The 12,922-nt window shown below is 68.7% G+C and carries 14 protein-coding genes; 9 read left to right on the top strand and 5 right to left on the bottom strand.

Translation table 11 applies throughout. The features are described from left to right. Positions 1 to 118: 118 nt before the first annotated feature. From QZ749_RS10215 to QZ749_RS10195, 5 genes are all read right to left on the bottom strand, one after another. Positions 119 to 1,087 carry an SDR family oxidoreductase gene (locus tag QZ749_RS10215; protein ID WP_296946168.1) on the bottom strand — a complete coding sequence of 323 codons (969 nt, stop codon included), beginning with the start codon at positions 1,085 to 1,087 and terminating at the stop codon, positions 119 to 121. Between the two features lie 191 nt (positions 1,088 to 1,278). Beyond that, positions 1,279 to 1,863: a TerD family protein gene (locus QZ749_RS10210; RefSeq protein ID WP_296946166.1), complete on the bottom strand. Its 585-nt coding sequence runs from the start codon at positions 1,861 to 1,863 to the stop codon at positions 1,279 to 1,281. A 26-nt stretch (positions 1,864 to 1,889) separates the two neighbouring features. Then, positions 1,890 to 2,585: a TIGR00266 family protein gene (locus QZ749_RS10205; RefSeq protein ID WP_296946164.1), complete on the bottom strand. Its 696-nt coding sequence runs from the start codon at positions 2,583 to 2,585 to the stop codon at positions 1,890 to 1,892. Between the two features lie 59 nt (positions 2,586 to 2,644). Beyond that, positions 2,645 to 3,220, bottom strand: coding sequence for a TerD family protein (locus QZ749_RS10200; protein WP_296946162.1), 576 nt, complete (start codon positions 3,218 to 3,220; stop codon positions 2,645 to 2,647). Positions 3,221 to 3,405: 185 nt separating this feature from the next. Continuing rightward, positions 3,406 to 4,476: a DUF475 domain-containing protein gene (locus tag QZ749_RS10195; RefSeq protein ID WP_296946160.1), complete on the bottom strand. Its 1,071-nt coding sequence runs from the start codon at positions 4,474 to 4,476 to the stop codon at positions 3,406 to 3,408. 122 nt (positions 4,477 to 4,598) lie between these two features. Between QZ749_RS10195 and nhaR the strand changes: the two genes are divergently transcribed. The 9 genes from nhaR (at position 4,599) to QZ749_RS10150 (ending at position 12,917) form a co-directional block, all read left to right on the top strand. After that, positions 4,599 to 5,507: a transcriptional activator NhaR gene (gene nhaR, locus QZ749_RS10190; RefSeq protein ID WP_296946158.1), complete on the top strand. Its 909-nt coding sequence runs from the start codon at positions 4,599 to 4,601 to the stop codon at positions 5,505 to 5,507. 83 nt (positions 5,508 to 5,590) lie between these two features. Then, positions 5,591 to 6,937, top strand: coding sequence for a hemolysin family protein (locus tag QZ749_RS10185; RefSeq protein ID WP_296946156.1), 1,347 nt, complete (start codon positions 5,591 to 5,593; stop codon positions 6,935 to 6,937). 136 nt (positions 6,938 to 7,073) lie between these two features. Then, positions 7,074 to 7,835 (top strand): AraC family transcriptional regulator, encoded by a 762-nt coding sequence (locus QZ749_RS10180; protein WP_296946154.1) that lies wholly within the window; start codon positions 7,074 to 7,076, stop codon positions 7,833 to 7,835. Between the two features lie 49 nt (positions 7,836 to 7,884). Continuing rightward, positions 7,885 to 8,466: an XRE family transcriptional regulator gene (locus QZ749_RS10175; RefSeq protein ID WP_296946152.1), complete on the top strand. Its 582-nt coding sequence runs from the start codon at positions 7,885 to 7,887 to the stop codon at positions 8,464 to 8,466. Further along, on the top strand, positions 8,463 to 9,005 hold the full coding sequence (locus tag QZ749_RS10170; RefSeq protein ID WP_296946150.1) for a GNAT family N-acetyltransferase: 543 nt from the start codon (positions 8,463 to 8,465) through the stop codon (positions 9,003 to 9,005). The genes QZ749_RS10175 and QZ749_RS10170 overlap by 4 nt, the downstream gene beginning before the upstream one ends. Positions 9,006 to 9,063: 58 nt before the next feature. Continuing rightward, positions 9,064 to 9,864 (top strand): class I SAM-dependent methyltransferase, encoded by an 801-nt coding sequence (locus QZ749_RS10165; RefSeq protein WP_296946149.1) that lies wholly within the window; start codon positions 9,064 to 9,066, stop codon positions 9,862 to 9,864. Between the two features lie 128 nt (positions 9,865 to 9,992). Then, positions 9,993 to 10,358: a VOC family protein gene (locus tag QZ749_RS10160; RefSeq protein WP_296946147.1), complete on the top strand. Its 366-nt coding sequence runs from the start codon at positions 9,993 to 9,995 to the stop codon at positions 10,356 to 10,358. A gap of 115 nt (positions 10,359 to 10,473) precedes the next feature. Then, complete coding sequence (locus QZ749_RS10155; protein WP_296946145.1) at positions 10,474 to 11,340, top strand: ABC transporter ATP-binding protein; 867 nt, start codon at positions 10,474 to 10,476, stop codon at positions 11,338 to 11,340. Next, the gene (locus QZ749_RS10150) at positions 11,337 to 12,917 is read left to right on the top strand and encodes a hypothetical protein (protein WP_296946143.1); all 1,581 of its coding nucleotides are present in this window, start codon (positions 11,337 to 11,339) and stop codon (positions 12,915 to 12,917) included. Before QZ749_RS10155 ends, QZ749_RS10150 begins: the two co-directional genes overlap by 4 nt. Positions 12,918 to 12,922 lie beyond the last annotated feature (5 nt).

Raw genomic sequence — 12,922 nt, 5'->3', positions numbered from 1 at the left:
TTTACGAGGAAGACATGCCATGGAGAAGGAGGATGAAACGTGCCCACCCGACGCATCCCCGGGGTTCGAACGGAACCGTAGGGTGCGCACCCCGTGCGCACCCCGCATGCCGATTACCTCACTCGGTCGAGCGCCGCTGCCACCACCCCGCCCCGAGCGCCAGGCCCAGCGCCGCCACCCCCGCCACCAGCGCCGCATGGCGCTGCGCATCGGGACGCCGTTGGCCGCCGTGGATGCCGCTCGGCGCCTCCGGCGGCGCGTACATGGTGCCGGTGGTGTCGGAAGCGGGCGCGGCGCGCTGCGCCCACTTGTCCATGAAGCGGCCCATCATGCGCGTGGCGAACGGCGTGGCCATCTCCATCAGCCTGGGCACGCTCGCCGGCGCGCCGACGACGGTCGTGTCGCGCGGCCGCTGCGCCAGCCGGACGACGGCCCGGGCCACCCGTTCCGGCGCGATCACGCCGGGCGGATACGACAGCCGCGCGCCGGTGTAGTTGCCCGCATGGCTGAAGCCGGGGGTGTCGACGAAGGTCGGGTACACGTCGCAGACGTGGATGCGCGGATGCCTGTAGAGTTCGCCGCGCAGCGCCTCGCTGAAGCCGCGCAGGCCGAACTTGCTGGCCGAGTACGCCGCCGCGTAGGGCGAGGCGACGAAGCCGCCCAGCGAGATCATGTTGACCCAGATGCCGTGGCCCTGTTCCAGGAACACCGGCAGCACGGCGTGGGCGTCGTGCATGTGGCTGACCAGGTTGGCCTCGACCACGCGGCGGTGGTCGTCGAGCGGCACGTCCTGGTACTTGCCGACCACGCCGATCCCGATGTTGCTGAACCACAGGTCGATGCCGCCGAGCGCCGCGCGCGCTTCGCGGGCGAACGCGGCGACGGCGGCCGCATCGGTGCCGTCGACGACGCCGATCTCCACCCGGGCGCCGGCCTGCGCGCAGCGCCGCGCGATGTCGTCCAGCCCTTCCCTGCCGCGCGCGCCCAGCACGAGGTGCGCGCCGTGCCTGGCGAAGGCGAGCGCCGTCGCGGCACCGATGCCGCTCGACGCGCCCATGATCACTACCCGGCCATTCTCCAGCTTCATGTCCTTCTCCTTGTTCGTGGGGTCCGGTCCATGATGCCCATTTGCGCGATCGCCGGTCGCAGGGGTGCCGACAGGCAAAAAAAGACGGCCCCGAAGGGCCGTTAAAGGGCGTGGGCGCCAAGCCGCCCACTACAAACCGCGAAGACGACACATCCGCGGGGTGTTCCTGAGGAGACAGGAAAGGGTTGCGCTTATACGTGCGGCACGATCAGCGGCATCAGGTCGTCGAAGGTGCGGCCGCTGCCGTTCTCGCCGATCGCGTGCATCTTCCACTCGCCGCTGTGGCGGTACAGCTTGGCCATGATCTGGGCCGTGTGCGAGCCCTGCACGGACAGGTCGTAGCGCGCGATTTCCTGCTGGTTGCCGGCGTTGACGATGCGGCAGTAGGCGTTTTCCACGGTCGAGAAGTTCTGGCCGGTGAAGCTGTTCACGGTGAACACCAGCGCCTTGACGTTGGCCGGCACCGCGTTCAGGTCGACGTTGATCTGCTCGTCGTCGCCGTCGCCCGCGCCGGTGCGGTTGTCGCCCGTGTGGACGACGCTGCCGTCGCGGCTCTTGAGCTGGCGGAACCAGACCACGTCGATCGGACGGTTCGCTTCGTCGAACATCACCACCGACGCGTCGAGGTCCACCGGATCGCCCTTGCCGCCGCCGAAGCCGAAGAAGCCCTTGCTCTTGGCGACGTCCCAGCCGAGTCCCATGGTGATGCGCGACAGCGCGCCGCCGGCTTCCTTGTCCAGCGAAATCTTTTGTCCCTTTTGCAGATTGACGCTCATGCTTGCCTCCTAGTGTTTGGTGCCTGTTACTTGCCCGGCGCCTGCATCCATGCCTTGAATGCGGTGCGGTTGCGCGAACAGACGTAAATCTTGCCGCGACCGGAGAAGCGCAGGACGATGCCTTCGCCGCTGGTCTGGCTGTTGATCAGGTTGCCCAGGAAGCCGCCGCTGGTGCCGGTCGTGATCGAGACCTCGTAGTGCAGGGTGCTGTCCCAGGCCACCACGTGCGAGTTGTCGATGATCGCGTCCTTGCCCGGTTCCACTTCCAGTTCGTTCATCGAGCCGAAGCCGGACACCACGACCTGCCCCGTGCCCGAGGTCTCGGTCACGAAGAAGCCGCCGCTCTGGGCGAACAGCGCGTTGCCCAGGCTCTGGGTGCGCACCCGCAGGTCCACGCCGGAGCTGGCCGCGACGAAGGCGCCGTCGCTGATGATGTACTGGCGCGGTCCGCAATCGACCACCTGCATCGCGCCCGGCAGCGTGGGCGACAGCAGGCAGTCGCCGTCGCCGCGCACCGCTTCGATGTGCTGCTGGAAGAAGGATTCGCCGTTGGCGAAGGTGCGCATCAGCGCACTGCCCAGGCCGCCCTTCATCTTGCCCTTGAGGTCGAGTGTCGATTCCATCATCACCATCGCATCCGATTCGCAGTAGATGGTCTCTCCGCGCTTCATGGACACGTGGAGGAAAGGATCGATGTCCCCGGTCACGGTAAATACTGGCATTGCTTGGCTTCCTTTCAGGCTGCCGCCGCGCACCCGGCGCGGCGGCAGATAATGTCTTCTCAGACGTTGACGCCGTAATTCTTGGCGAGGGGGCCGAGGCCTCCGTTGAAGCCCTGGCCGACTGCGCGGAACTTCCAGTCCGCGCCATTACGATACACCTCGCCGAAGATCATGGCCGACTCCGTCGAGCCGTCTTCCGACAGGTCGAAGCGGGCGATCTCGCTGTTGTTGGCGGCGTTGATGCAGCGGATGAAGGCCTTGCCGACCATGCCGAAGTTCTGGCGGCGGGTCTCGCCGTCGTGGATCGTCACGGCCAGCGCGATGCGGTCGACGTCGGCCGGGACCTTGCCCAGGTCCACGCTCAGCGATTCGTCGTCGCCCTCGCCTTCGCCGGTGCGGTTGTCGCCCGAGTGCTGGACCGAGCCGTCGCTCGACTTGGCGTTGTTGTAGAAGATGAAGTCGGCATCCGAACGCACCTTGCCCGACTGGTCCAGCAGGAATGCCACCGCGTCCAGGTCGAATGCGGCGCCGTCGGTGGCGCGCACGTCCCAGCCCAGGCCCAGTTTCAGGTTGGACAGGCCCGGCGCTTCCTTCGACAGGTTGACGTTGCCGCCTTTTTGCAAGCTGATTGCCATGATGTGTATCTCCTTCAATGTATGAATGGATGCTGCTGTGTTGAACACCTTTTGCTGCCTCGTGCGGGGAACTGGTGTTCGGCCGTTCGCCGCAGGTTCTGTTTTCGCTTCCGACCGATTGCGCTGGTTGAACGCGTGGACGGGGAACCCGTCCACCCTACCGGGCGCCACGCCGACGCACTGCTTTACTCTGCGTGGGCCACTGCTTTATTGCTCGAACCCAGTGCCTCCTGCTGCTTGCGGTAGCGGATCGACGACCACACCGAGGCGCCGATGAAGGCTACACCAGCCAGGCCGGTAATGAGTTCCGGTACGTGGAACTTCATGCTCGCCAGCATGATCAGCGCCAGGATGCCGATCGCATAGTGCGCGCCGTGCTCCAGGTAGACGAACTGGTCGAGCGTGCCCTTTTCCACCAGGTACACCGTCAGCGAACGGACGAACATCGCGCCGATGGCCAGGCCCAGCATGATGATCACGACGTCGTTGGTGATCGCGAAGGCGCCGATCACGCCGTCGAAGCTGAACGACGCATCCAGCACTTCCAGGTACAGGAAACCGCCGATACCGCCGCGCTTGACCATCTCGCCGACCTCGCCGCCGCCCTCTTCCGATTTCTCGAGCAGGTTCGACAGCACGTCCACGCCGACGTAGACCAGGATGCCCCACAGGCCCGAGATCAGGACGATCATCTTCTGCGCTTCCGGCACCAGGCTCAGGGCCGCCATCAGGGCGCCGATCGCGATCATCACGGCGATCGAGGACACCTTGCCGAGCGAACCCAGCTTCTGCTCGAAGTGGCCCAGCCAGTGGTGTTCCTTCTCGTCGTCGAACAGGAAGTTCAGGAACACCAGCAGCAGGAACATGCCGCCGAATGCCGCCACTTCCGCGTGGTGGTTGGTCAGGTGCTGCGAATAGGCCTTCGGATTCTCCAGCGCCAGCTTCCACACGTCCGCCAGGCCCAGGTCCGCCGCCACCGCGACGATCACCAGCGGGAACAGCAGCCGCATGCCGAACACGGCGATGATGATGCCGACGCCCAGGAACAGCTTCTTCCAGAACTCGTCCCAATTCTTCAGCACGGACGCGTTCACGACCGCGTTATCGAACGACAGCGAGACTTCCATGACCGCCAGGATCGACGCGATGCCGATCGCCGTGACCATGCCGGACAAGCCGCCGTGTTCGTAGCCCCACCAGCCCGAGCCGAACAGGCACAGGGCGGTGATGATGAATGACCACCGGAAATACTTCATGTTCTCGTCACCCCGTAGCGTTATGTGTTGTTGATGAAGTGCAGTGTAGAACCATGCAACAAATCAAAAAAGCGAAGATAATATGAGAATTACTTCGGAAAAATCTAAGGATCGAAGGCGTCATGAAAAACGACATCAACTTCCGCCACCTGTATTATTTCTGGGTCGTGGCCAAGGAAGGCGGCATCACGCGCGCCGCCGAGCGCCTGCACCTGGCGGTGCAGACCATCAGTTCCCAGTTGACGCTGCTGGAACAGTCGCTGGGCAAGACGCTGTTCACCCAGCAGGGCCGGCGCCTGGTGCTGACGGAGGCCGGACGCACGGCGCTCAGCTATGCCGACCAGATCTTCCTGCTGGGCGAGCAGATGCAGGATGCGCTGAACGAGGCCGACAGCGGACGCATCCGCCTGACGGTGGGCATCTCCGATTCGCTGCCCAAGCTGTCGGCCTACCGCATGCTGGAGCCGGCGATGCGCATTCCCGACCGCAAGGTGCACGTGGTGTGCTACGAAGACCAGTTCGAGGCCCTGCTGGCCGACCTGGCGCTGCACAAGCTGGACGTCGTGCTGACCGACCGCGAGGTGCCGTCCGGCAGCGCGATCCGGGTATTCAGCCACCGCCTGTTCGACAGCGAGATGGTGGTGATGGGCGCGCCCAGCCTGGTCGAGCGCTACCGCGACGGCTTTCCCGCCAACCTGGGCGGCGCGCCGTTCCTGCTCCCGGCGCGCAACAACGCGCTGCGCGGCAAGATCGACGAATGGTTCCTGCAGCACCACGCGCATCCGGACGTGGTCGGCGAATTCGAGGACAACGCCCTGCTCAACACCTTCGGCCGGCGCGCCCTGGGCCTGTTCTTCGCGCCCGCCGCGCTGGAACAGGAAGTCGCCGAGCAGTTCGGCGCCGGCCGCGTGGGTCAGGTGGAAGGCGTGCGCGAGCAGTTCTTCGCGATCTCGAACGACCGCAAGATCAAGCACCCGGCCGTGGAGGCGATCCTCGATGCCGCACAAAAAGCGGTGCGCGCGGCGGCTTGAACGGTACAATGGCATCCAGGCTTTGCCTCTTTATTAACCATCGGGACCCCGAAACCCGCTAACGCGGTCCCTTACGACCTGTCATGCAAAACGTCTTGTTCGTCGTTCTGGCCCTGTTCCTGGTGGCATTGAACGGCTTCTTCGTGGCGGCCGAATTCGGCATCGTCACGCTGCGCAAAACGCGCGTGCGCGCGATCGCGAAAACCGGCGGCCTGCGCGGCCGCATCCTGTACAAGGTCCACAGCCAGCTGGACGCCTACCTGTCCGCCTGCCAGCTCGGCATCACGCTGGCCTCGCTGGGCCTGGGCTGGGTCGGCGAACCCGCCTTCGCCAGCCTGCTGGAACCCGTGTTCGCCATCGTCGGCGTGACCAGCGAAAAGCTCATCCACGGCATCTCCTTCGTGGTCGCCTTCAGCGTGATCTCCTTCCTGCACATCGTCGTGGGCGAGCTGGCGCCGAAGTCGCTGGCGATCCGCGTGCCGGAAGCGGTGGGCCTGTGGAGCGCCGTCCCGCTGTACGGCTTCTACTGGGCGATGTACCCGGCCATCTGGCTGCTCAACGGCAGCGCCAACCTGGTGCTGCGCATCGCCGGCCTGTCCGGCGTGGGCGGGCACGAGACCCATTACTCGAACGAGGAACTGAAGCTGATCCTGCGCACCAACACCAGTACCTCGAACGAACGCTTCACCCACGACGAGCGCCACATCCTGGCGCAGTCGCTGGAATTCGGCCAGCGCACCGTGTCCGACCTGATGCGCCCGATCAACGAGGTCAGCGCCCTGTACGCCAACCGCAGCCTGGCGTCGAACCTGGAGACGATGCGCCGCAACCGCTTCTCGCGCTATCCGTATTTCGACGAAGAGGGCGAGGAAGTGCTGGGCGTGATCCACCTGAAGGACCTGTTCTTCGCCGAGCAGGCGGGCAAGGAGATCACCGACCTCGCGCCCTACCTGCGCCCGGTGGAGACCTATTCGGCGCGCACCCCGGCGATCGAGCTGTTCCGGCGCTTCCGCGGCGGCGCGCCGCACTTCGCGCTGATCGGCGAGAAAGGCAAGCGCCCGGTCGGCTTCATCACGCTCGACAACCTGCTGGGCGCCATCGTCGGCGAGATCCGCGACGAATTCCGCCTCAACGAGAACGACTGGATCAGCCAGGGCGACGGCACCTACATCGGCAAGGCCAGCCTGCCGATCGTCTCGCTCGAACGCGTGCTGGGCATCGACATCAACAACGAGGAAATGGGGCTGGACGAGGTCGAGTCGGTCGGCGGCCTCCTGATGGCCAAGCTGGGCGACATCCCCAAGCAGGGCCAGCGCATCGAGTTCCCGAAGTTCGACGTGGTGGTCAAGAAGACCAGCGGCCCGCGCATCCTGCTGGTGAAGGTGATTCCGCAGCTGGCAAGGGGAGCGGACGAGGATGATCTCGACTGAACGCCGTCGCCCCGGCCAACCTCGACGCCCCGGCCAACCTCGTCGCCCCGGCGCAGGCCGGGGCCGGATGTTTCCAGCGCTGCAGCAATGCGCGCAAATTCGGCCCCGGCCTGCGCCGGGGCGACGTAGGTAGGGCATGCACGCCTACCGCGAATACCCGCCCCACCCCGCCCTGGCCCCATACGTGGCCTGCCTGTGGACCAGCCACGCCGTCCCGCAAGGCGCCCCGCTGCGCCGCCGCATCCTCCCCGACAACTGCATCGACATCCTGTGGCAGGACCAGGCCGATACCGCGCTCGGCGTCGTCGCCGGCATGATGTCGCGCCCGCACCTGTTCGAGACCGACCGCCCCCTGCTGACCGTCGCCGTGCGCTTCCGGCCCGGCGCCGCGCGCGCCTTCCTCGACCTGCCGCTGCACACGCTGCAGGACGATCATCCCGCGCTGGACGCGCTGTGGCCGCGCGCCGAAGCCGAGGCGCTGGCCGCCAGCCTGTGGGAACGCGAAAGGACGAGCGCGCAGCGCCTGGCCACGCTGGAAGACGCCCTGCTCGCGCGCCTGCGCACCCACGTCCCGGCGGCGGGCGAGCGGCTGGTGCGCGCGGCGCTGGCGCGCATCGACGCCGCCCACGGCGCCGTCCGCATCGAGGAACTGGCGCGCAGCCTGGGCGTGTCGCGCCAGCACCTGGCGCTGCAGTTCCGCGAACGCGTCGGCCTGAACGCCAAGACCTATGCGATGGTCAGCCGCTTCCGCCACGCCGGCGCCGCGGCGCGCCGGCACGAGGGCGGGCGCATCGACTGGGCGCACCTCGCCGCCGCATGCGGCTACTACGACCAGTCGCACCTGATCCACGAATTCCGCCTGCTGTCCGGCGACACGCCGGCCGACTTCGCCGCCTGAACGACGAAATCCAGTTTACAAGACGAAATAATCCACTATACTGGATGGCATGGATATCAATGCCCTCATCGCCCGACGCGTGCGCACGCTGCGCGACGCCAGCGGCCTGTCGCTGGCCGCGCTGGCCGAACGCAGCGGCGTCAGCCGCTCCAACATCTCGCTGATCGAGCGCGGCGAGAGCAGCGCCACCGCCACCGTGCTGGACAAGCTGAGCGCCGCCCTCGGCGTCACGGTCGCCTCGCTGTTCGAACGGCCGGCCGATGCGCCCTCGCCGGTGTCGCGCGCGGCCGAGCAGCCGGTGTGGACCGATCCCGGCTCCGGCTACGTGCGCCGCAACCTGTCGCCCGCGCTGCCGGCGCCGCTGCAGCTGGTGGAGGTCGCATTCCCGCCGGGCCAGCGCGTCGCCTACGAGACCGCCGCGCGCGACGTCGACGTGCACCAGCAGGTGTGGATCATCGAGGGCACGATGACCGTGACCGTCGGCGACGACACCTGGACGCTGGCAGCCGGCGACTGCCTGGCCATGCGCCTGGACCGGCCGATCGCCTACCACAACCGCACCGACGCCCCGGCGCGCTACCTCGTGGCGTTGGCATCCCCATCGCACCCATCTTCGCGGAGACAACCATGAGCCAGGACCTCGCCATACGCCGCCTCGACGCCGGCGAAGCCGCCGCCCGCATCGGACAGCTGGCGCGCGTGCTGATCGACTGCGTCGAAGGCGGCGCCTCGGTCAGCTTCATGCTGCCGATCGCCCCCGCGACGGCGCAGCGCTTCTGGCAGGACGTGGCCGCCGGCGTCGCGCGCGGCGCGCGCACGCTGCTCGTCGCCGAGGACGAGCACGGCATCGCCGGCACCGTGCAGCTGGTCACGGACCTGCCCGAGAACCAGCCGCACCGCGCCGACGTCGCCAAGCTGCTGGTGCGCCCGGGCGCGCGCGGCGCCGGCATCGGCCGGCGCCTGATGGAGGCGGTGGAGGACGCGGCGCGCGCCCAGGGCAAGCGCGTGCTGGTGCTGGACACCGCGAACGCGGCGGCCGAGCGCCTGTACGAACGCCTCGGCTGGCAGCGCGTGGGCAGCGTGCCGGACTACGCGCTGCTGCCGGACGGGGCGCCGTGCGCGACCACCATCTACTACAAGCGCGTGCGCGCCGGGGACGAATTCGCTTGACCGGCCCGGCATGCTGCCCGATCATCCTCCCACCAAAAACCGATGGGGAGACCGATACATGAAACGACTGATCCTGGCCCTCGCCGTGGCCGCCGCAACGATGCCGGCGGCGCACGCCGACGACGCCCTGAAGGCGGCCATCGCCAGCAAGGAGCGCACGCCGGCCAACGCCGCGCGCGATCCGGCGCGCCACCCGTACGAGACGCTGACCTTCTTCGGCATCAAGCCGACCATGACCGTGGTCGAGCTGGCGCCGGGCGGCGGCTGGTACACCGAGATCCTGGCGCCCTACCTGCGCGACAAGGGCAAGCTGATCGTGGCCGGCGAATCGCCCGACTCGCCCAACGCGGGCGCGAAGCGCTACGCCGACAACCTGACGAAGAAGCTGGCGTCGAACCCGGCCATGTTCGGCAAGGTCCAGCGCGGCGTGTTCGAGCCGCCGCGCGCCTACGACATCGCGGCGCCGGACAGCGTCGACATGGTGGTCACCTTCCGCAACCTGCACAACTGGATGGCCGACGGCGACGACAGCCTGAAGAAGACCCTGGCCGAGATCTACAAGGTGGTCAAGCCGGGCGGCGTGCTCGGCTTCGAGGACCACCGCCTGCCGGCGGCGCGCGCGGCCGGTTCCACCGGCGGCTACGTGCACGAAGCCTACGTCATCAAGATGGCCGAGAGCGTCGGCTTCAAGCTGGCCGGCAAGTCCGAGATCAACGCCAACCCGAAGGACACGGCCGACTATCCGAAAGGCGTGTGGACCCTGCCGCCGACGCTGGCCAACAAGGACGTCGACCGCGACAAGTACCTGGCCATCGGCGAGAGCGACCGCATGACGCTCAAGTTCGTCAAGCCGAAGTAAGCACGCCACCCCGTCGCCCCGGCCCGCGCCGGGACGACGGGGCGACGCATCCGGCATCTTCCATTTTTCCAATACGCCGCCACGGCGCAGTGGCATCATGGGGTTTTCACTGTCCACAGGAGACCGCCATGATCAAGGGATTACGCACCGTGAAGTACCCCGTCGCCGACCTGGAACGCGCCAAGGCCTGGTTCGCCGAGGCGTTCGGCACCGCCCCCTATTTCGACCAGCCGTTCTACGTCGGTTTCGCGATCGGCGGCTTCGAGCTCGGCCTGGTCCCGGACGGCACGCCCGGCACCACCGGCTCGGTGGTGTACTGGGGCGTGGACGACATCGAGGCCGAGGTCGCGCGCATCGTGGAGCTGGGCGCGACCGAGCACGAGGCCGTGCAGGACGTGGGCGACGGCATCCGCGTGGCGGAGTTGAAGGACCCGTTCGGCAACGTGCTCGGGCTGATCGAGAATCCGCATTTCGACGCGGGCGCGGTGCGCTGATTTTCCGCTCCGGCGTTCCGTTCATCCCGCCAAACGCGCAGCCCGTCGCACGGCGCGGGCCAGGCGCGCCGCAACGTCGTACAGTAGCGTCATCGCCACCGTACGGAGCATCGCCATGCTGGAACTGCAGGACGTCACCAAGACCTTCGGCAAGCAGGTCACCGCCGTCGCCGGCGTCTCGCTGCGCCTGGAACCCGGCGTCGTCGGCCTGATCGGCCACAACGGCGCCGGCAAGACCACGCTGATGCAGATGATCGCCACGCTGGCCCGGCCGACCGGCGGGCGCATCCTGTTCGACGGCGCCGACATCGTCAAGCGGCCCGACGCGATCCGGCGCCGCCTGGGCTACCTGCCGCAGGACTTCGGCGTCTACCGCAACGTCTCGGCGCTCGAATTCATGCGCTACTTCGCCGCGCTCAAGGGCGTGCGCGACGATGCGCGCATCCGCCGCCTGCTCGAACTGGTGAACCTGCACGAGCAGGCGCAGCGCATGGCCAGCACCTTCTCGGGCGGCATGCTGCGCCGCCTGGGCATCGCCCAGGCCCTGCTCAACGATCCCGACATCCTGGTCGTCGACGAGCCGACCGCCGGCCTCGATCCGGAAGAACGACTACGCTTCCGCAACCTGCTGGCCGAGCTGGGATTCAGCAAGCTGGTGATCGTCTCGACCCACATCGTCTCCGACGTCGAGACCGTCGCGGGCCGCCTGGCGATCATGAAGAGCGGCCGCCTGGTCGCCTGCGCCACGCCGGACGAGATCCTCGGCCGCGCGCGCGGCCAGGTCTGGTCGGCCAGCGTCGACGCCGCCGAATACGCTATCCTGCGCGCCAGCACCCACGTGCTGCAGGCGCTGCGCCAGGGCGAGCGCTTCGCCCTGCGCATCGCCCATCCGGGCAGGCCCTGCGCCGACGCCCAGCCGTCCGAGCCGAGCCTGGAAGAAGCGCTAATGGCGCAGCGCTACGCGGTGCGGGAGGCCGCATGAATGTCGACCTGCTGCGCACGCTGGCGCTGACCGAGGCGCGCCAGCGCCTGCGCCGGCTGTCGACGCTGGTCGTGCTGCTGGCCGTGGTGGCGCTGGGCTGGCTGATGATCCCCGACCCGCGCGGCGGCAGCACCCTGATCGCCGTCGCCGGCGCGCGCGTGGTCTACACCAGTTCGGCGCTGGCGCTGGGCAGCGCGTCGCTGGCGGCGCTGGTGTTCGGGCTGGCCGGCTTCTTCCTGCTGCGCGGGCGCATGGCCGAGGACCTGCGCGCCGGACTCGGCGGCGTGATCGGCGCCAGTCCGGCCGGCAATGCGCTGTTCCTGGCCGCGCGCTGGTGCGGCGGCGTGCTGTACCTGCTCGCGCTGATGGGCGTGTTCCTGCTGACGATCCTGGCCTGCCACCTGCTGCGCGGCGAAGGGCCGATCGAACCGCTGGTGTACCTGCAGACCCATGCGCTGGTGCTGGTCCCGCTGGCGCTGTACTGCGCCAGCTGCGCGGTGCTGTGCGACAGCTGGGCGCCGCTGATGGGCAAGGGCGGCGACCTGCTGTTCTTCCTCGGCTGGGTCGCGCAGCTCGGCATGCTGGCCGAGACGACCGCCGGCGCCGCCGCTGTCGCCCACGCACCGGCCGTGCCGCCCATCGACTTCACCGGCATGAGCGCCATCGTCGCCGCGCTGGCCGCCCACGTCGACACGCACGACATGATGCTCGGGATCGCCACCTTCGACCGCGCCGTGCCTCCCTTCGCCCTGCCCGCCTGGCTGTGGACCGGCCCGCTGGTGCTGGCGCGCGTCCTGGCCGCCGTGCTGGCCGTGGTGCCGCTGCTGCTCGCCGTGCCGCTGTTCCACCGCTTTTCGCCCGACCGCGTGAAGCCGGGACGCGCCCGCGCGCGCCGCGCGCCGCTGGCGCTGCTCAACGGCTGGCTGCGCCCGCTGGCGCGGCTGGCGCAGCCGCTGTTCGGGCTGGCCGCGCGCCTGCCGGGCATCGCCGGCCAAACGCTCGCCGACGTCGCGCTGACGCTGGCGGCGGCGCCGGCGGCGCTCGCGCTGCTGCTGGCGGCGCAGGCGGCGGCGCTGGCCGTCGACGTGGCGCGCCTGCCCGCGCTGGCGCTGGCCGCCGTCGCCTGCTGGGGCATTTTGGCCAGCGACCTGTCCACGCGCGACGGCGACTGCGCCTGCGCCGGCCTGGGCGCCGCCGTGCCCGGCGGCGCCGCGCGGCGCTACTGGCGCCAGCTTCTCGCCGCGCTGGTGCTGGGCCTGATGTTCACCGGCGTGGCGGCGCTGCGCCTGGCCGTCCACGACCCGCTGCGCGCCTGGGCCCTGCTGGCCGGCCTGTTCGCGCTGGCGGCGCTGGCCACCCTGCTCGGCCGCGCCAGCGGCAGCGCGCGCACCTTTCTCGCCTTGTTCCTGTTCTGCCTGTACGTCAGCGTCAACGCCAGCGACGTGGCGGCGCTCGACCTGGTCGGCTTCCACGGCACCGCGACGCGCGTGTCGGTGCTGGGCTGGCTGGCCGCCGGCCTCGCGGCCGCGTGGACGGGCCATGCGTGGAACCTGCGCCGCGCCGCGGCCGGGGAGTGAAGTCC

The sequence above is a fragment of the uncultured Massilia sp. genome (genome assembly GCF_913773735.1).
Lineage (GTDB): Bacteria > Pseudomonadota > Gammaproteobacteria > Burkholderiales > Burkholderiaceae_D > Telluria.
This window is presented reverse-complemented; position numbering and strand designations above follow the sequence as displayed.